The sequence below is a fragment of the Curtobacterium sp. MCLR17_036 genome (assembly GCF_003234445.2).
Lineage (GTDB): Bacteria > Actinomycetota > Actinomycetes > Actinomycetales > Microbacteriaceae > Curtobacterium.
The window spans coordinates 2,450,361-2,469,411 of sequence record NZ_CP126269.1 but is presented as its reverse complement, the minus strand read 5'-3'; the positions used below and the strand labels follow the sequence as shown (position 1 = coordinate 2,469,411).

Genomic DNA, 19,051 nt, shown 5'->3' with positions numbered 1-19,051 from the left:
ACCTCCCACTGCAGCAGCACCACCACACAGAAAGTCACCGCACATGACAACGTCGTCCGTTGCAGCGCCCGACGCCCCCGCGAAGTCGCGGGGCGGCGCACGCGTCGCCGTTCAGAAGTTCGGCACGTTCCTCTCCGGCATGGTCATGCCCAACATCGCGATCTTCATCGCGTGGGGCATCATCACCGCCTTCTTCATCGAGACCGGATGGACGCCGGTCGGCATCCTCGGCGGGTTCGGTGAGACCGGCGGCGTCGCGAACCCCGGACTCGTCGGCCCGATCCTGACCTACCTGATCCCGCTCGCGATCGCGATCCAGGGTGGTCGGATGGTCTACGACACCCGCGGTGCGGTCGTCGGGTCGATCATGACCATGGGCGTGATCGTCGGTGCGTCCGGCACCACCATGATCCTCGGTGCGATGATCTGCGGCCCGCTCGGTGCCTACCTCATCAAGCAGGTCGACAAGATCTGGGACGGCAAGATCAAGCCCGGCTTCGAGATGCTCGTCAACAACTACGCCGCCGGCATCCTCGGCTTCGCGTTGGCGATGGCCGGGTTCTTCTGGCTCGCGCCGCTGTTCAAGCTCATCGCCGAGGGCCTCGGCGCCGCGGTCGACTTCCTCGTCCAGCACTCGCTCCTGCCGCTCGCCAGCGTCATCATCGAGCCGGCCAAGGTCTTCTTCCTCAACAACGCCATCAACCACGGCGTGCTCGACCAGCTCGGCGCGGCGCAGGTCGCGGAGTCCGGCAAGTCGATCCTGTTCCTGCTCGAGGCGAACCCCGGCCCCGGGCTCGGCCTGCTGCTCGCGTTCACCTTCTTCGGTGTCGGCATCGCCCGCTCGACCGCGCCCGGCGCGATCATCATCCAGTTCTTCGGTGGCATCCACGAGATCTACTTCCCGTACGTGCTGCAGAAGCCGGTCCTGTTCCTCGCCGTCATCCTCGGCGGTGCGACGGGTGTGGCCACGAACGTCGCCTTCAACTCGGGTCTCGTCGCTCCGGCGTCGCCCGGTTCGATCTTCGCGGTGCTCGGTGCCACGGAGCGCAACAGCTTCGTCGGGGTGATCCTGTCGGTGATCCTGTCGGCCGCGGTGTCCTTCGCTGTGTCGTCGTTCTTCCTCCTCGCCACCCGCAAGCGCGACCGCGCGGCCGGCAACGACGGTGACATGAGCGCCGCGATGGCGAAGCTCCAGGCGAACAAGGGCCGTGACGTCAACGCCGCCACCGCCGGCCTGCTCGGCAACAACTCGCCGGCCAACGAGGAAGAGGCCGAGGCCAGCCTCGGTGGCGTCGGCTCGGCGACCACCACGGCGACCCGCGTGCAGAACCTCGTGTTCGCCTGCGACGCCGGCATGGGCTCGAGCGCCATGGGCGCCAGCGTCCTGCGCAACAAGATCAAGAAGGCGGGCATCGAAGGGGTCACGGTCTCCAACAAGGCGATCGCGAACCTGTCCGGTGACGAGGACCTGATCATCACGCAGGAGGAGCTGACCGAGCGCGCCAAGCAGAAGAACCCGAACGCACAGCACGTGTCGGTCGGCAACTTCATGAACGCGCCGCAGTACGACCAGGTCGTCGAGCAGCTCAAGAACCAGTAACGCCACCACCAGTAACGAAGTGCAGTATCGGAGGGGACGGGGGCGACCCCGTCCCCTCCACCACGTCGTCGAACACCAAGGAGAACCACCGATGCCCGTCCTGCAGGAGAGCCAGATCCGGATCCACACCGAGGACACCGCGCCGACCAAGTCGGAGGCGATGAAGGAGGCGGCCGAGATCCTCGAGGCCGCGGGCGCGGTGACCGCTGACTACTACCCCGCCATGCTCGAGCGCGAGAAGAGCGTGTCCACCTACATGGGCAACTTCCTCGCGATCCCGCACGGCACGAACGACGCGAAGGACGCCATCAAGTCGTCGGCGCTGTCGTTCATCCGCTACGCCACCCCGATCGACTGGGACGGCAACCCCGTGCGCTTCGTCGTCGGCATCGCCGGCGTGAACAACGAGCACCTCGACATCCTGTCGAAGATCGCGATCGTGTTCTCGGACGAGGACGAGGTCCAGAAGCTCACCGAGGCCGGCGACACCGCCGCGATCCTGTCGATCCTCGGCGAGGTCAACGAGTGAGCACCGGGACCGCCGTCCACTTCGGCGCGGGCAACATCGGCCGTGGCTTCGTCGGCCTGCTCCTGCACGAGGCCGGCTACGAGGTCGTCTTCGCCGACGTCGCCGCGCCGCTCATCGACGCCCTCGCCGCCGCCGACTCGTACACCGTGCACGAGGTGGGCGCCGGGGCGCAGGACCACGAGGTCACGGACTTCCGCGCGCTGAACAGCGCGCAGGACGAGGACGGCGTGGTCGCCGAGATCGCGGCCGCCCAGGTCGTGACCTGCGCGGTCGGTCCGAACGTCCTGAAGTTCATCGCGCCGGTCATCGCCCGAGCGCTCGTCGCCCGCGACGCCGACGCGACCCCGATCGCCGTCATGGCGTGCGAGAACGCGCTGAACGCGACCGACCGCCTGCGCGAGTCCATCGTCGCCGCCCTGCCCGAGGACGGCCGCGACGCGGCGCTCGCCAAGGCCGTCTTCGCGAACACCGCCGTCGACCGGATCGTCCCCGCGCAGCCCGAGGGCGCCGGACTCGACGTCACCGTCGAGACCTACCACGAGTGGGCGATCGACCGCACGCCGTTCGGCGGCAACGAGCCGGAGATCCCCGGCGCCCACTACGTCGACGGCCTCGACGCCTCGATCGAGCGGAAGCTCTTCACCGTGAACACCGGGCACGCCACCGTCGCGTACCACGGGTTCGTCGCCGGGGCGGACAAGATCTCCGACGCGATCGCGATCCCGGCCGTGCGCTCCGCGCTCGAGGCCGTGCTCGCCGAGACGAGCGACCTGCTCGTCCGTCGTCACGAGCTCGACCCCGAGGTGCACCGCGCGTACGTCGAGGCGATCATCGCCCGGTTCGAGAACGTGCACCTGCCCGACACCGTCACGCGGGTCGGTCGCCAGCCGCTGCGCAAGCTGTCCCGCGACGAGCGCTTCGTCTCGCCGGCCGCTGCCCTCGCCGAGGACGGCACCGAGCCGACGGCGCTGCTCGATGCGATGGGCGCCGCGCTCCGCTTCGACGTGCCGGACGACGAGCAGAGCGTCGAGCTGCGGGCCCTGCTCGCGTCGGACGCGTCCGACGCGGCGGTCGTGACGCAGGTCACCGGACTCGACGAGCAGCACCCGCTGCATGCCGCGTTCGCCGAGCGGGTCCGTTCCGCGCGCGCCTGACGTCCGCACGTCGCCGACCGGGAGGCCCGTCACCAGCTGGTGACGGGCCTCCCGTCGTCGGTGGGCTCGCGTCGAGAGCCACGCCCTGCGGCGCCGCCGGAGGTGCAGCCGTCGTCGTCCACCGGCGTCCGCGAGTAGCGTCCGGCGCATGACGAAGCACTGGGTGGCCCCACGGTTCGGCGGCAGCGAGGTCCTGGAGTTCGTGGAGACCGACGTCCCCGCTCCCGGCCGTGGCGAGGTCACGATCACCGTCCGCGCGGCGGGCATGAACCCCGCGGACATGAAGCACACGCGGCAGGGTGACCCGGACGACCTGCCGGTCCCCGTCGGGTACGAGGTCGCCGGCGTCATCGATGCGCTCGGCCCGGACACGACGATCGCGTCCGGCGGGGGAGCGGTCGGCGACGAGGTCCTGGCGTTCCGGGTGAACGGCGGGTGGTCCGAGCGGATCACCGTGCCGGCTGCCGACGTGTTCGCCAAGCCGGCGACGCTCGGGTTCGCCGAGGCGGCGAACCTGCTGCTGGCGGCGACCACCGCCGCCGACATGATCCGGGTCAGCCGAGCGTCCGGCGGCGACACGGTCCTCGTGCACGGAGCCGCCGGGGCGGTCGGGGTCAGCCTGCTGCAGCAGCTCCGGCTGCTCGGCGCACGGGTCATCGGGACGGCGTCGGAGCGCAACGCCGACACCGTCGCGGACTTCGGCGGCGAGTGGATCGCCTACGGCGACGGGCTCGAGCACCGGGTGCGGGCGCTGGCGGGCGACGGCGACGGCGACCGGATCGACGTGGCGCTCGACTGCGTCGGAACGGACGAGGCCGGGTTCCCCGCCGTCGGGGGAGCGCAGGCCGCCAGCAAGGCGTTCCGCGACTCGGTGCGGCAGCGGCTGATCGACCTCGCCGGCGCGGGTGACCTCGTCGTGCCGGTCGCCCGGACCTTCCCGCTCGCCGAGGCACGTGCAGCCGCCGAGCTGCTCGAGTCCGGGCACCCGGGCGGCAAGCTCGCACTGCTGCCGTGACCGCGACGAGCGGGCCGGCGGGATGCCAGACTCTCAGGGACAGCACTCCGCCGGAAGGAACGAACCAGTGAGCGACCAGTACCCGCCCCGCGACCCGTACGGCCAGCAGCCGAACAACCACGACGCGTCCGGCCCGCAGGACCCGTACGGGCAGCAGCCGCAGCACGGCCAGCAGGACCCGTACGGCCAGCCGAACCCCTACGGCCAGCAGAACCCCTCCGGCCAGCAGCCGCAGCACGGTCAGCAGAGCCCGTACGGCCAGCAGAACACGTACGGTCAGCAGAACCCGTACGGTCAGCAGAATCCGTACGGGCAGCAGAACCCGTACGGGCAGCAGGGGCAGTACGGGCAGCCGTCCTCGCCGAACCCGTACGCGCAGCAGCCGGGCACGTCGGGGGAGCCGCCCCTGTGGGCGCCCTGGTACAACGCGCCCTTCGTGCAGGGCTTCACGCGCTTCTGGAAGAAGTACGTGCGGTTCGACGGCCGTGCGAGCCAGAGCGAGTACTGGTACTGGGTGCTCTGGTTCGCCATCGGGTCGGTGGCGCTCGGGATCGTCGGTGGGATCATCGACATCGTGCTGCCCGGCGACGCCGACGTGTCGAACCTGTTCGGACGGCTGTGGGGCCTGGCCTGCGCGCTCGGCTACGTCGCCCTGACCGTGCGTCGCCTGCACGACGTCAACCTGAGCGGGCTGTTCGCCCTGTTCTTCATCGTCCCGCCGATCGGCATCCTGTTCTCGCTCGTCATCGGTTGCCTCGGCACGAACCCGCAGGGGCAGCGCTTCGACCGCCCGACCGTGGCGGGGTACGGCAGCTAGGAGCTTCCGGCGCGGGTCCCGTCGGGTTCTGGTTGACTCCGAAGTGAGCATCGACCAACAACCCGAGGGGGACCGCGTGAGCGACCAGTACCAACCGCAGCACCACGGCGACGGCCAGCCGAACGCGCAGTTCGGCGGCACACAGCAGTACGGCCAGCCGCCGGCCACCGGTGCGCACGGCGAACCGCCCCTGTGGGCGCCGTGGTACGGCATCTCGTTCCCGAAGGCGTTCGCGCGCTTCTTCAAGAAGTACGCGATCTTCAGCGGGCGGGCCAGCCGCAGCGAGTACTGGTGGTGGTACCTCTGGGCCGCCATCATCGGCTTCGTGCTGTCGATCGTCACGGGCATCCTCATCGGCGCCACCGGCACCACGACGACCACGTCGACGCCGGGCTACACCGGTTTCTCCACGATGAGCACGAACCCCGTCGTCGGCGTGCCGTTCTGGATCGTCGGGCTCGTCCTGCTCATCCCCACGCTGGCCCTCATCGTCCGTCGCCTGCACGACGGCGGCTTCAGCGGCCTGTTCGCGCTGCTGCTGCTCGTCCCCTTCCTCGGCCCGCTCGCGGTCTTCGTGATGATGTTCCTGCCGTCGAACCCCGAGGGTGCGCGCTTCGACCGGCCCACGGGCAGCAAGTGAGCAACGACGGCACACCCGGCTGGGACCAGCCGCACGACGGCGGTCAGCCGGGCCACGGGGGTCAGCCGGGCCACGGGCAGCAGCCTGGGTACGGGCAGCAGCCTGGGTACGGACAGCAGCCTGGGTACGGGCAGCAGCCTGGGTACGGGCAGCAGCCTGGGTACGGGCAGCAGCCCGGGTACGGGCAGCAACCGGGCTACGGCCAGCAGCCGTTCCCGCAGTACTCCCAGCAGCCGCCGTTCCCGCAGTACTCCCAGCAGGCGATCCCGATGGGGCCGGACGGCACCCCGCCGCTCTGGGCCCCCTGGTACGGCATCGGGTTCCTCGACGCGTTCACGCGCTTCTTCAAGAAGTACGCGCGCTTCGACGGGCGCGCCAGCCGGAGCGAGTTCTGGTACTGGATCCTCGCCAACGCCATCGTCACCTCGGTGCTCTTCGGCGGCTTCTACGTGGCGTTGTTCGCCACGATCGCGTCGCACACCGCCTTCGACGCGTACGGCCAGCCGGTCGGCTCCACGGCCCCCGACCCGTGGGTCTTCCTGCTGCTCGCGCTCTACGTCGTCTGGGTGCTCGTCACCCTCGTGCCGAGCATCGCCATCGGTTGGCGGCGGGTGCACGACGCGGCCCTGGCCGGCCCGTTCTGGCTCATCGCGATGTTCAGCGGCGTCGCCGCCATCGTGTTCGGGGTCCTCGAGCCGAGTCCGGCCGGCGCGCAGTACGACCGGCCCGACCAGGGGTAGCCCGGCACGGAACGAACCGGCCCGCACCACGTCGTGGTGCGGGCCGGTTCGTCGTGGTCCGGAGCGGGTCCGGTGTTCAGACCACCCGGAGCCGCGAGACGGCACCGTCGACGACGAGGTCGCGCACCGTCACCGACGGGTCCGCGATCTGGAACCGCATGGCGCCACCGGGCTGGTCGAACCAGGGCTGCACGAAGCGCACGTTCACCAGGAACGGGCGCTCGACGAGGTACCGGTGGGTCTCCGGGTCGGCGACGACGTGCAGCGGCAGCGACCGGCTCGGCAGCGGGGTGTCGAGCGGGTGCAGCAGGTAGCCGTCGGGGCCGCCGATGCGGTCGACCGGCACCCCGGCCGGGATCTGGATCGTCAGTCCGGCGTCGCCCGCCTGGGCGACCTGCTGCGCGAGCTGCGGGTAGGTCGTCGCGGCACGGTCGCGGAGTCCGTCGAGCTCGTACCGCGGGATGTCCCGCGGCGCGGGGAACGGACGGTTGAGGAACCGGCGGAGCATCTCCACCGCGTCCTGCTCACCGCGCGTCAGCGCTAGTCGGCGCGCCGTGCCGTAGTCGACGACCTCGAGGGCGAACTCGTCGGGCTGCACACCGGGGACGATGCGGAGCGCCCCCTCGACCGGCGGCTCGTGCAGGGTCTCGCCGGGCAGCTGCACGTACCGGGTCGTGTACCCGAGTCGGTCGAGGATGGGGCGGGTGTCCGCGAAGGTCATGGACCGGAGCCTATCGGTGGGGTGTCGGGCGAGCCTTGGACGACGCCGAGCGTCAGGCCTTCCCGCGCATGAGCGCCTGCTTGACCTCGGAGATCGCCTTCGTGACCTGGATGCCACGGGGGCAGGCGTCCGTGCAGTTGAAGGTGGTGCGGCAGCGCCACACGCCTTCCTTGTCGTTGAGGATGTCGAGTCGCACGTCGGCGGCGTCGTCGCGCGAGTCGAAGATGAAGCGGTGCGCGTTCACGATCGCGGCCGGACCGAAGTACTGCCCGTCGGTCCAGAACACCGGGCAGGACGACGTGCACGCCGCGCAGAGGATGCACTTCGTGGTGTCGTCGAAACGGGCACGGTCGGCGACGGACTGCACGCGCTCCTTGCCCGGGGTGGGCGGCGTCGAGGCCTGCAGGAACGGCTGGACCTCGCGGTAGGACTTGAAGAAGGGCTCCATGTCGACGACGAGGTCCTTCTCGAGCGGCAGGCCCTTGATGGCCTCGACGTAGATCGGCTTCGAGACGTCGAGGTCCTTGATGAGGGTCTTGCAGGCCAGGCGGTTGCGGCCGTTGATGCGCATCGCGTCGGAGCCGCACACGCCGTGCGCGCAGGACCGGCGGAAGGTGAGCGACCCGTCCTGCTCCCACTTGATCTTGTGCAGCGCGTCGAGGATGCGGTCGGTCGGCAGCATCATGACGTCGAAGTCCTGCCAGCGCGGCTCGTCGTCGACGTCCGGGTCGAACCGTCGCACGATGAGCGTGACGGAGAAGGATCCCGGGGGCGCGTCGATCGCGTCGGTGCGGGGTGCGTCGGAGACCAGGGTGTCGGTCATCTCAGTACTTCCTCTCCATCGGCTGGTACCGCGTCATGACGACGGGCTTCCAGTCGAGCGTGATGTGGTCGTCGGCGAGGGACGAGTGCGGGTCACCCGTCAGGTACGCCATCGTGTGCTGCATGTAGTTCTCGTCGTCGCGCTTCGGGTAGTCGTCGCGCATGTGCCCGCCGCGGCTCTCCTTGCGGTTGCGCGCCGAGTAGACGACGACCTCGGCCAGGTCGAGCAGGAAGCCGAGCTCGACGGCCTCGAGCAGGTCGGTGTTGAACCGCTTGCCCTTGTCCTGCACGCTCACCTGCGTGAAGCGGTTGCGGAGCGTGTGGATGGTCTCGGTGACGCGTGCCAGGGACTCGTCGGTGCGGAACACCTGCGCGTTCTTGTCCATCTCCTCCTGCAGCTCCTTGCGGAGTGCCGAGACGCGCTCGGTGCCGGTCGAGGCGCGGAGCTGCTCGAGCATCGCGCGGACACCGGCGGCCGGGTCCTCGGGCAGGGGGAGGAACTCGGCGGTCTTGACCCACTCGGCGGCGTTGTTGCCGGAGCGCTTGCCGAAGACGTTGATGTCGAGCAGGGAGTTCGTGCCGAGACGGTTCGAGCCGTGCACCGACACGCAGGCGCACTCGCCGGCGGCGTACAGCCCGGGGACGACCGTCGTGTTGTCGTACAGGACCTGGGCGTCGGTGTTCGTCGGGATGCCGCCCATCGCGTAGTGCGCGGTGGGCATGACCGGCACCGGCTCGACGACGGGGTCGACACCGAGGTAGGTGCGGGCGAACTCGGTGATGTCCGGCAGCTTCGTCTCGAGGACCTCGGCACCGAGGTGCGTGCAGTCGAGCAGGACGTAGTCCTTGTTCGGTCCGGCCCCGCGGCCCTCGGCGACTTCCTGCACCATGCAGCGGGCGACGATGTCGCGTGGGGCGAGGTCCTTGATGGTCGGGGCGTAGCGCTCCATGAAGCGCTCGCCCGAGGCGTTCCGGAGGATCGCGCCCTCGCCGCGGGCGCCCTCGGTGAGCAGGATGCCGAGGCCCGCCAGGCCGGTCGGGTGGAACTGGAAGAACTCCATGTCCTCGAGCGGCAGGCCCGTGCGCCAGACGATCCCGACGCCGTCGCCCGTGAGCGTGTGCGCGTTCGAGGTCGTCTTGTACATCTTGCCGAAGCCGCCGGTGGCGAAGATCATCGCCTTGGCGTGGAAGACGTGCAGCTCACCGGTCGCGAGCTCGAACGCGACGACGCCCGCCGGCTGCTTGCGGGTGACGCCGTCGTCGCCCACGACGTCGACCATGATGAGGTCGAGTGCGTAGAACTCGTTGTAGAACTCGACACCGAGCTTCACGCAGTTCTGGAACAGCGTCTGCAGGATCATGTGGCCCGTGCGGTCGGCGGCGTAGCAGGCGCGGCGCACCGGCGACTTGCCGTGGTCGCGCGTGTGCCCGCCGAACCGACGCTGGTCGATCTTGCCCTCGGGCGTGCGGTTGAACGGCAGGCCCATGTTCTCGAGGTCGATGACGGCGTCGATCGCCTCCTTCGCGAGGATCTCGGCGGCGTCCTGGTCGACCAGGTAGTCGCCGCCCTTGATCGTGTCGAAGGTGTGCCACTCCCACGAGTCCTCTTCGACGTTCGCCAGGGCGGCGGCCATCCCGCCCTGCGCCGCACCGGTGTGCGACCGGGTCGGGTACAGCTTCGAGATGACGGCCGTCTTCGCCTTCGGGCCGGCCTCGATCGCGGCACGCATGCCCGCGCCTCCTGCGCCGATGATGACGATGTCGAACTGGTGGTGGTGGACGGTGGTCTCGGTGGTCACAGGGGTCTTTCCGTAGACGGTGGGAAGGCGGGCGGCAGCGGCGGTGGGGCTACTGCGCCGGGCAGAAGGACGGCAGGTCGGCGGCGGCGGCGCCCGCGGGGCACGGGTCGAACGTCCAGCACACGAGCAGGCCGAGGACGATGAGCGCGACGCACGCGACGAGGACGGCTCCGAGGAGCGTCCTGCGCACGCCGGGCTTCGCCACGTAGTCGTTGATGATCGTCCGCATGCCGTTCGAGCCGTGGATGAGCGCGAGGACCAGCATGAGCGAGTCCCAGACCTTCCAGAACGGGTCGGCCCACTTGCCGGCGACGAAGGCGAAGTCGATCTGCTTGACGCCCTCGCCCGCCACCATGTTCACGAAGAGGTGGCCGAAGATCAGCACGACGAGCAGCACGCCCGAGGCGCGCATGTAGATCCAGCCCCACTTCTCCCAGTTGGTGGTGCGGCGGGCGGCGGCGGCCGAGCGCGGGGGCTCGATGGTCTGCGTGGTCATCTCAGTGCCCCTAGTTGAAGTCGGCGACGAGGTTCATGAGCTGGCGGGGCAGGAAGCCCGCGATCGTGATCGCCCAGAGGACGAGGACGATCCAGAACATGGCCCGCTGGTACTTCGGTCCCTTGGACCAGAAGTCGACGAGGATGATCCGCAGTCCGTTGTAGGCGTGGAACACGATCGCCATCACCAGGGCGGTCTCGCCGAGGTTCATGATCGGGGTCTTGTACGTGCCGATGACGGCGTTGTAGGCCTCTGGTGACAAGCGCACCAGCGCGGTGTCGAGGATGTGCACCAGCAGGAAGAAGTAGATCGCGACGCCGGTGATCCGGTGCAGGACCCAGGACCACATGCCCGTCGATCCGCGGTACAGCGTGCCCTCGGGTTTCCGAGAGGCGCGTGGCGCCTCGATCGTGACCTCGGGCACGGCGGTCGCCGTACCGCCGCCGGTTGGCTCAGCCATGAGCTCGTCCTTCCGTAGGACGGGCTCGCCCGATCGGCGAGCCCTTGCCGTTCGTGTTCGTGTGGAACACGCCCCATCCTATGCTCGGGCACCGACCTTCTCGTCCCGACCGGCTCGGAGGCCCCGTCCGACGGGCGGCGCGCCGATGGTGCGGGCGGTGTCGTGGTGGGCCAGGAGCTGGTCGCCGACGGCCTCCCAGGTCGTCCCCTCGACCCGCAGGCGGCCGGCCGATCCCATCCGTTCCGCGAGTGCGCGGTCGTGGTGGAGCCGCAGGACGGCCTGGCGCAGCGCCTGCGGGGCGTCCGGGTCGAAGAGCTCGCCGTCGAGCCCCGGCGCCACCAGGTCGATCGGTCCACCCGACGCGGGGGCGACCACGGGCAGCCCCGAGGCGTGCGCTTCCTGGAGGGTCTGGCCGAAGGTCTCCGCCGGCCCGGTGTGCACGAAGACGTCGAGCGCCGCGTAGGCGTCGGCCAGGGCGTCGCCGCGCAGGGGGCCGGTGAAGGTCACGTCGAGGTGCCGGAGCCGTCGCTCGAGGAACGTGCGGGACGGCCCGCCGCCGGCGACGACGACGCGGATCCCCGGGACGCCCCCGAGCTCGGCGAGCCGCTCGACCTCCTTCTCCGGGGCGAGTCGTCCGACGTAGCCGACGATCGTCTCGCCGGCCGGGGCGAGTCGGCGGCGGAGCGCCCGCACGTGCCCGGACGCCCGACGCGCGGGGTGGAACAGCTCGGTGTCGACTCCGCGACCCCAGCGGGCGACGCGGGGCACGCCGTCCTCGGCGAGCATCGCGGCCGTCGCGCTCGACGGGGCGAGCGTCAGCGACGCCCCGGCGTGGATGCGTCCGAGGATCCTGCGCACCAACGGGACGGTCGCGGTCAGGCCGTTGCGGCGGGCGAACCCGGCCACGTCGGTCTGGAAGACGGCGACGGAGGGGATGCCGAGCCTCCCGGCCGCCGTGATGGCGCGCCCACCCAACAGGAACGGACTCGCGGCGTGCAGGACGTCGGCGCCGGAGGCGGCGAGGATCGTGTCGAGGACGGGGTGGGGGAGCGCGACCGGGAACTGCCGGTAGGCGACGGCGGGGATCCGGTGCACGTCGAAGGAGCGGTAGCGCTCGACAGCACTGCGGGACCGGAACTGTGCGAGTCCCGGGGTGTCCGGTGCGATCACGACCGCGCGGTGACCGCGGCGTTCCAGGTGGTCGAGGACCGCCAGGACGCTGGTGGTCACGCCGTTGAGGGTGGGCAGGAAGCTCTCGGTCACGACGGCCACGGTCCGGGGGGACGTGTCGCGCTCCACGCTGCGTGCGCTCATGGTGCTGCCCATGCTCCGCGGGCGACGTGTCGGCGCGGGGCCGGGCACGTGAACGCGTGCCGCGCGCCGGGTGAACACGACGTGCCCCGGGTGGCACTCGGCGGACGTCCGGACCGCTCCCAGCATCGCCGTCCTCCGAGCGGTACGGTGAGCACGTGCCTGACGCTCTCGACGACTTCTACGCGATCATCCCCGCAGGGGGCATCGGGTCGCGCCTGTGGCCGCTGTCCCGTGCCGACGCACCCAAGTTCCTGCACGACCTGACCGGCTCCGGCACCTCGCTGCTCCGGCAGACCTGGGACCGGCTCGCACCGCTCGCCGGCGACCAGCGGATCATGGTCGTCACCGGCCGCGCGCACCGCGTCGCCGTCGAGTCGCAGCTCCCCGGCGTCGAGGACCACAACGTCGTGCTCGAGAGCGAGCCGAAGGACTCCACGGCGGCCATCGGCCTCGCCGCGGCGATCCTGGTCCGCCGCGAGCCGGACGTCGTCATCGGCTCCTTCGCCGCCGACCACGTCATCGGCGACGCCCGCGGCTTCCGCCGGTCCGTGCGCGAGGCCGTCGCGGCCGCACGCGCCGGCTACGTCACGACGATCGGCATCACGCCGACCGAGCCCGCCATCGGCTTCGGGTACATCCACGCGCACGGCGACACCCTCGGCATCGAGGGCGCCCCCACCGCGCACGCCGTGCGGTCGTTCGTCGAGAAGCCCGACCTGGACACCGCCCGCTCGTACGTCGAGCAGGGCACGTACCTCTGGAACGCGGGCATGTTCATCGCCCGCGCCGACGTCCTGCTCGCCGAGATCGGCCGGACGAAGCCGAAGCTGCTCGCCGGGATCGAGGAGCTCGCCGCCGCGTGGGACACCTCGGCCCGCGGAGCCGTCGTCGACGCCGTCTGGCCCGCACTCGAGAAGATCGCCATCGACTACACCGTCGCCGAGCCCGCCGCCGCGGCCGGGCGCATGGCCGTCATCCCCGGCGACTTCGACTGGGACGACGTCGGGGACTTCGCCTCGCTCGCGAAGCTGCAGTCCGGCGGCCGGGCGAACAACCTCGCCGTCCTCGGCGACGGCGCCCGCATCCTCGCCGACTCGTCGAGCGGCATCGTGGTGGCGCACAGCCAGCGGCTCATCTCGCTCATCGGCGTCGAGGACATCGTCGTCGTCGACACCCCGGACGCGCTCCTCGTCACGACGAGCGCGAACGCGCAGCGGGTCAAGGGTGTGGTGGACGCACTGAAGATCAGCGGCCGCGGCGACGTGCTGTAGCGCTCCACCGACAACGTCCGATCGGATCCGCCAGATCGCCCCCGAAGTGGGGGTGCGGGCGTGACTCCAGGTTACGGCCGCGTTTCCGGGCGGTCGCGATCCCGTAACCGATCCACCGAGGCCTCTCCGGGCGTCCTGTACCGCCCGGCCGGTCGTGTACTGTCGCCACGATCGCCCGGAACGCACGTGGTCCGGGCACGCCCCCCGGAGGAACCCACCCGTGACATCTCGTACCCGTCAGGTCCTGCTGAGCTCCCTCGCGCTCGCGGGCACCGTCGCCGTCCTCACCGGCTGTGCAGCGGCCCCGTCCGACGACGCGTCGGCGAAGAAGACCGACTTCCGTCCCTGCATGGTCTCCGACGCCGGCGGCTTCGACGACAAGTCCTTCAACCAGCTCGGCTTCGAGGGCATGGTCGACGCCGCGGACGACCTCGGCGCCTCGTACAAGAAGGCCGAGTCCAAGGACGCCACCGTCTACGACTCGAACATCGAGCAGCTCGTCAGCCAGAACTGCAACCTCATCGTGACGGTCGGCTTCAACCTCGCCGACGCCACGAAGAAGCAGGCCGCGGCGAACCCCGACACCGACTTCGCGATCATCGACGACAACTCGATCGACGCGGACAACGTCAAGCCGATCACGTTCGACACCTCGCAGGCGGCGTTCCTCGCCGGCTACGCGGCGGCGTCCTACTCGAAGACCGGCGTCGTCGGCACCTTCGGCGGCATGCAGATCCCGACCGTCACGATCTTCATGGACGGCTTCGCGGACGGCGTCGAGTACTACAACGAGCAGAAGGACAAGGACGTCAAGGTCGTCGGCTGGAACGTCGACACCGGCAAGGGCTCCTTCACCGGAGGCTTCGAGGCCGGCACGCAGGCCAAGTCGGTCGCGCAGACGCTCCTCGACCAGGACGCCGACGTGATCCTGCCGGTCGGCGGTCCGATCTACCAGTCGGCCGCCGAGGCCATCAAGGACGCCGACAACGGCTCCGTCCTCATCGGCGCGGACAGCGACCTCTACGAGGCCGACCCCCGCTACAAGGACATCGCCTTCACCTCGATCGAGAAGGGCATGCGCCCCGCCACGAAGGACGTCGTCGAGCAGGCGGCCGCCGGCAAGTTCTCGAACGAGCCGTACGTCGGCACGCTGAAGAACGAGGGCGTCGGCATCGCGCCGTTCCACGACTACGAGTCGAAGGTCGACAGCGGCCTGCAGGACGAGCTCGACACGATCAAGTCGGGCATCATCGACGGCTCGATCACGGTCAAGACCCAGTCCTGACCCGACGGACGCGGGCGGGGGGATCCTCCCTCGCCCGCGTTCTCGTGCGCCCGCTCGGCGCACGCAGGACCGTGCACCCGGATCGTGCGCCCGCGCGGCGCACCGAGACAGAAATAGACTCCCGACATGAAGCTCGAACTCCGCGGCATCACCAAGCGGTTCGGCGCCCTGGTCGCCAACGACCACATCTCGCTCACCGTCGAGCCGGGTGAGGTCCACTGCCTGCTGGGTGAGAACGGCGCCGGCAAGTCCACCCTGATGAACGTCCTGTACGGCCTGTACGAGGCCGACGAGGGCGAGATCCTGCTCGACGACGTCGCGCAGGACTTCGACGGTCCCGGTGACGCCATGCGCGCCGGCATCGGCATGGTGCACCAGCACTTCATGCTCGTGCCCGTGTTCACGGTCGCCGAGAACGTCATGCTCGGGCAGGAGCAGACCACCTTCGGCGGTCGGCTCGACCTGGCCGGCGCCCGCCGGCGCGTGCAGGAGATCTCCGACCGCTTCGGGTTCGACGTCGACCCCGACGCGAAGGTCGAGGACCTGCCGGTCGGCGTGCAGCAGCGCGTCGAGATCATCAAGGCGCTGTCCCGCGACGCCTCCGTGCTGGTGTTCGACGAGCCGACGGCCGTCCTCACGCCCCAGGAGACCGACGAGCTGATGGGCATCATGCGGCAGCTGCGCGAGGCGGGCACCGCGATCGTCTTCATCACGCACAAGCTGCGCGAGGTGCGCGAGGTCGCCGACCGCATCACCGTCATCCGGCTCGGCAAGGTGGTCGGCGAGGCCTCGCCGACCGCGACGAACAACGAGCTCGCGGCGCTCATGGTCGGCCGCGCGGTCTCGCTCGTCGTCGACAAGGAACCCGCCACCGGCGGCGAGGACGCCCTCGTGGTGCAGGACCTCACCGTCACCGACCCGTCCGGGATCGTGCTCGTCGACGACGTCTCGTTCACGGTGCGCCGCGGCGAGGTCCTGGCCATCGCCGGCGTGCAGGGCAACGGGCAGACCGAGCTCACCGAGGCGATCATCGGCCTCGAGCCGGTGCACGCCGGACGCATCACGCTCGACGGCAAGGAGCTCACCGGCCGCACCGTCAAGCAGGTGCTCGACGCCGGCGTCGGCTTCGTGCCGGAGGACCGCAAGGAGGACGGGCTGGTCGGCGAGTTCACCATCGCCGAGAACCTCATGCTCGACCGGGCGGACCACGCCGAGTTCGTCCGCGCCGGCACCATCCGGGCAGCCGAGCGCGACGCGTTCGCCGACGAGAAGATCGCCGAGTTCGACATCCGCACGCCGGGCCGCACCACCGCGGCCGGTCGGCTGTCCGGCGGCAACCAGCAGAAGATCGTCCTCGCCCGCGAGCTGAGCCGCGAGCTCCGGCTGTTCGTCGCCGCGCAGCCCACCCGCGGCATCGACGTCGGCTCGATCGAGTTCGTGCACAAGCGCATCGTCGCCACCCGCGACACCGGCGTGCCCGTCATCGTCGTCTCGACCGAGCTCGACGAGGTCGTGGCACTCGCGGACCGCATCGCGGTCATGTACCGCGGCGGCATCGTCGGCATCGTGCCGGCGGACACCCCCCGAGACGTCCTCGGCCTCATGATGGCCGGCGAACTCCCAGAAGGAACGGAGCAGGTCGCATGATGGCCGGCGAACTCCGCAGCATCCCCACGACAGGAACGGAGCCGGCCGCGTGACCACCCCCACGCCCGACGGCACGCAGCAGCCACCCACCGACGACCGCCTGCAGGAGGTCGAGTCCACCCCGCACCTCATGACGGACTCGGCCGAGGACACCGAGCGCCGGAACGGCGCCCCCGGCACCGACCGCTGGCACGCCGCCCTGCAGAGCATCCTCAACGGCTCCGTGCTCGTCACGGTCCTCGCCGTCGTGCTCGCGCTCGTCGCGTGCGGCATCCTCATCGCACTCACCGACGAGAACGTCCGCGCCACGGCCGGGTACTTCTTCGCCCGACCGACGGACATGCTCCAGGCGGTCGGCACCGCGGTCGGCGGCGCGTACGCGTCGCTGTTCCAGGGGTCCGTCGTCAACTTCGGTGCGACGTCGTTCCAGCAGGCCATCGCCCCGCTCACCCGGTCGGTCGACTACGCGGTGCCGCTCGTCGCCGCCGGGCTCGGGATCGCGCTGTCGTTCCGCGCCGGCCTGTTCAACATCGGCGGCCAGGGCCAGATCCTGATGGGCGCCGCTGCCGCCGGCTGGGTCGGGTTCTCGTTCGACCTGCCCGCCGCGGTCCACATCCCGCTCACCATCATCGCCGGCATCGTCGGCGGCGCGGTCTGGGGTGGCATCGTCGGTGTGCTCAAGGCACGCACGGGCGCGAACGAGGTGGTCGTCACGATCATGCTCAACTACGTCGCGCTCTACCTGGTGAGCTACCTGCTGCGCACGCCCGGCCTGCTGCAGGCCCCGGGGAGCGCCAACCCGATCTCGCCGGCCACGAAGGACAGCGCCCTGCTGCCCGCCTTGTTCGGCCCGCGCTACGGCGTCGACCTCGGCTTCGTGGTGGCGATCCTGGCGGTCGTCGTCGTGTGGTGGCTCGTCAACAAGTCGTCGCTCGGCTTCCGGTTCCGCACCATCGGCGAGAACCCCCGTGCCGCGCGCGTCGCCGGCATGAGCGTGCCGAGCCTGACCATCTGGGTCCTCGTCATCTCCGGTGCCCTCGTCGGCATCGCGGGGGCGTACCAGGTGCAGGGCGCCGTCACCACCGGCTTCACGTCGGGCATCGACGCCGGCATCGGCTTCGACGCGATCACGGTCGCGCTGCTCGGCCGCTCGAAGCCGTGGGGTGTGTTCTGGGCCGCGATCCTGTTCGGCATCCTGAAGAACGGCGGCTACGCCATGCAGGCCGCCAACGGCATCCCGATCGACATCGTGGGCGTCATCCAGGCCCTCATCGTCCTGTTCATCGCGGCGCCGCCGCTCGTCCGCGCGATCTTCCGGATCCCGCAGCCTGGTGCCCGCAAGCGCACGAGGACCAGCAAGAACAGCAAGAAGGCGGTCGCCGCGTGAGCACCCTCAGCCCCACCGCGACCCCCGCGTCGCCGCTGTCCGACCGCCCGGTCGAGACCACCCGCAGCTGGAAGACCCCGATCGGGTACGGCGTGTTCACGCTGCTCGCCGTCGTGTTCTTCGGGCTGCTGCACCGTCCCGGCACGACGACCTTCCGGCTCGCGAACGCCGGCGACTTCTTCGCCCTGCCGAACGTGCCGCTGCCCGCGGTCGCCACCGGGGTCGTCGTCATCGTCCTGCTGGCGATCGCCACCGTCTACGCCGTCGTCGAGGTCCGCGCGTACCGGCACGTCCCGCTCTGGGTCACGTCGGTCTTCGCGATCGTCTTCGTCGTCGGGTTCCTGACGTGGGCGGCGGCCGGAGCCACGATCCCGCTGCCCGGCCTGCTCGTCGGTGCACTCGGCCTGAGCGTCCCGCTCGTGTTCGGTGCCCTCGGCGGTGTCATCTCCGAGCGCGTCGGCGTCGTGAACATCGCGATCGAGGGCCAGTTCCTCGCCGGTGCGTTCACGTCGGCACTCATCGCCTCGCTGACCGGTTCCGCCTGGGTCGGCCTCGTCGGTGCGCTCGTCGCCGGCGTCCTGGTGTCGTTCATCCTCGCCGCGTTCAGCATCAAGTACCTCGTCGACCAGGTCATCGTCGGTGTCGTCATCAACGCGTTCATCTCCGGCCTGACCGGCTTCCTGTACTCGCAGGTGCTCTCGCCGAACGAGGAGACCCTCAACGTCGGCGTCCGGTTCCCGCGGTTCGAGATCCCGGTCCTGCACCAGATCCCGGTCATCGGTCCGGTGCTCTTCGAGCAGACCGTGGTCGTCTACCTGGCCTACGTCGCCGTCGCAGCGGTCACCTTCGCGCTGTTCAAGACGCGCTGGGGCCTGCGCCTCCGCGCGGTGGGCGAGCACCCGCAGGCCGCCGACACGGTGGGCATCAACGTGACGAGCACCCGGTTCTGGAACGTCTCGCTCGCCGGCGCGATCGCGGGCCTCGGCGGTGCGTACTTCACCCTCGACGCGGTCGGACCGTTCACGAAGGACATGACGGCCGGCGCCGGCTACATCGCCCTGGCGGCCGTGATCTTCGGCCGGTGGGACCCGATCAAGGCGACGCTCGCGGCGCTGCTGTTCGGCTTCGCGTCGAACCTGCAGAACACCCTCGGTGCCATCGACTCGCCCGTCCCGAGCGAGTTCCTGCTCATGCTGCCCTACGTCGTCACGATCTTCGCGGTGGCCGGCCTGGTCGGTCAGTCCCGTGGTCCGGCGGCGTCCGGCAAGCCCTACACCAAGAGCTGACGGCCAGGAGGCACGGCACATGACCGACACGCACGCTGCGGACGAGAACGGGGTCGCGTCCACCGACG

18 protein-coding genes are annotated in these 19,051 nt (G+C 70.3%); 12 read left to right on the top strand and 6 right to left on the bottom strand.

Annotated elements, in window-relative coordinates; all coding sequences use genetic code 11:
* Window positions 1-43: 43 nt before the first annotated feature.
* From DEI99_RS11480 to DEI99_RS11450, 7 genes are all read left to right on the top strand, one after another.
* Entirely contained in the window at window positions 44-1,600 is a 1,557-nt protein-coding gene (locus DEI99_RS11480) for a PTS mannitol transporter subunit IIBC (RefSeq protein ID WP_181434338.1), read from the top strand.
* A gap of 91 nt (window positions 1,601-1,691) precedes the next feature.
* Window positions 1,692-2,129, top strand: coding sequence for a PTS mannitol transporter subunit IIA (locus DEI99_RS11475; RefSeq protein WP_071261425.1), 438 nt, complete (start codon window positions 1,692-1,694; stop codon window positions 2,127-2,129).
* Window positions 2,126-3,283, top strand: coding sequence for a mannitol-1-phosphate 5-dehydrogenase (locus tag DEI99_RS11470; RefSeq protein ID WP_111040760.1), 1,158 nt, complete (start codon window positions 2,126-2,128; stop codon window positions 3,281-3,283). Before DEI99_RS11475 ends, DEI99_RS11470 begins: the two co-directional genes overlap by 4 nt.
* A gap of 148 nt (window positions 3,284-3,431) precedes the next feature.
* Window positions 3,432-4,298: an alcohol dehydrogenase catalytic domain-containing protein gene (locus DEI99_RS11465; RefSeq protein WP_111040761.1), complete on the top strand. Its 867-nt coding sequence runs from the start codon at window positions 3,432-3,434 to the stop codon at window positions 4,296-4,298.
* Window positions 4,299-4,365: 67 nt separating this feature from the next.
* Window positions 4,366-5,115: a DUF805 domain-containing protein gene (locus DEI99_RS11460; protein WP_284180802.1), complete on the top strand. Its 750-nt coding sequence runs from the start codon at window positions 4,366-4,368 to the stop codon at window positions 5,113-5,115.
* A 76-nt stretch (window positions 5,116-5,191) separates the two neighbouring features.
* The gene (locus tag DEI99_RS11455) at window positions 5,192-5,755 is read left to right on the top strand and encodes a DUF805 domain-containing protein (RefSeq protein WP_111040763.1); all 564 of its coding nucleotides are present in this window, start codon (window positions 5,192-5,194) and stop codon (window positions 5,753-5,755) included.
* Window positions 5,752-6,495, top strand: coding sequence for a DUF805 domain-containing protein (locus tag DEI99_RS11450; protein ID WP_111040764.1), 744 nt, complete (start codon window positions 5,752-5,754; stop codon window positions 6,493-6,495). The genes DEI99_RS11455 and DEI99_RS11450 overlap by 4 nt, the downstream gene beginning before the upstream one ends.
* Before the next feature lie 76 nt (window positions 6,496-6,571).
* Here DEI99_RS11450 and DEI99_RS11445 read toward each other — a convergent pair whose 3' ends face one another.
* The 6 genes from DEI99_RS11445 to DEI99_RS11420 form a co-directional block, all read right to left on the bottom strand.
* Window positions 6,572-7,216, bottom strand: a complete 645-nt coding sequence (locus DEI99_RS11445) for a TNT domain-containing protein (protein ID WP_111040765.1) — start codon at window positions 7,214-7,216, stop codon at window positions 6,572-6,574.
* Between the two features lie 52 nt (window positions 7,217-7,268).
* Window positions 7,269-8,039, bottom strand: coding sequence for a succinate dehydrogenase iron-sulfur subunit (locus DEI99_RS11440; RefSeq protein WP_111040766.1), 771 nt, complete (start codon window positions 8,037-8,039; stop codon window positions 7,269-7,271).
* Between the two features lies 1 nt (window position 8,040).
* Window positions 8,041-9,837: a succinate dehydrogenase flavoprotein subunit gene (gene sdhA, locus DEI99_RS11435; RefSeq protein WP_111040767.1), complete on the bottom strand. Its 1,797-nt coding sequence runs from the start codon at window positions 9,835-9,837 to the stop codon at window positions 8,041-8,043.
* Window positions 9,838-9,886: 49 nt separating this feature from the next.
* Window positions 9,887-10,333 carry a succinate dehydrogenase, hydrophobic membrane anchor protein gene (gene sdhD / locus DEI99_RS11430; RefSeq protein WP_071261442.1) on the bottom strand — a complete coding sequence of 149 codons (447 nt, stop codon included), beginning with the start codon at window positions 10,331-10,333 and terminating at the stop codon, window positions 9,887-9,889.
* A gap of 10 nt (window positions 10,334-10,343) precedes the next feature.
* Entirely contained in the window at window positions 10,344-10,793 is a 450-nt protein-coding gene (gene sdhC, locus DEI99_RS11425) for a succinate dehydrogenase, cytochrome b556 subunit (protein WP_111040768.1), read from the bottom strand.
* 78 nt (window positions 10,794-10,871) lie between these two features.
* Window positions 10,872-12,107 (bottom strand): glycosyltransferase family 4 protein, encoded by a 1,236-nt coding sequence (locus DEI99_RS11420; protein WP_258369209.1) that lies wholly within the window; start codon window positions 12,105-12,107, stop codon window positions 10,872-10,874.
* A 155-nt stretch (window positions 12,108-12,262) separates the two neighbouring features.
* Between DEI99_RS11420 and DEI99_RS11415 the strand changes: the two genes are divergently transcribed.
* From DEI99_RS11415 to DEI99_RS11395, 5 genes are all read left to right on the top strand, one after another.
* Complete coding sequence (locus DEI99_RS11415) at window positions 12,263-13,378, top strand: mannose-1-phosphate guanylyltransferase (protein ID WP_071261452.1); 1,116 nt, start codon at window positions 12,263-12,265, stop codon at window positions 13,376-13,378.
* Window positions 13,379-13,598: 220 nt separating this feature from the next.
* The gene (locus DEI99_RS11410) at window positions 13,599-14,663 is read left to right on the top strand and encodes a BMP family lipoprotein (RefSeq protein ID WP_111040770.1); all 1,065 of its coding nucleotides are present in this window, start codon (window positions 13,599-13,601) and stop codon (window positions 14,661-14,663) included.
* 126 nt (window positions 14,664-14,789) lie between these two features.
* Window positions 14,790-16,310 carry an ABC transporter ATP-binding protein gene (locus tag DEI99_RS11405; RefSeq protein WP_111040771.1) on the top strand — a complete coding sequence of 507 codons (1,521 nt, stop codon included), beginning with the start codon at window positions 14,790-14,792 and terminating at the stop codon, window positions 16,308-16,310.
* A gap of 49 nt (window positions 16,311-16,359) precedes the next feature.
* Complete coding sequence (locus DEI99_RS11400) at window positions 16,360-17,697, top strand: ABC transporter permease (RefSeq protein ID WP_502867002.1); 1,338 nt, start codon at window positions 16,360-16,362, stop codon at window positions 17,695-17,697.
* Complete coding sequence (locus tag DEI99_RS11395; RefSeq protein WP_111040772.1) at window positions 17,694-18,983, top strand: ABC transporter permease; 1,290 nt, start codon at window positions 17,694-17,696, stop codon at window positions 18,981-18,983. The genes DEI99_RS11400 and DEI99_RS11395 overlap by 4 nt, the downstream gene beginning before the upstream one ends.
* Window positions 18,984-19,051: the final 68 nt, after the last annotated feature.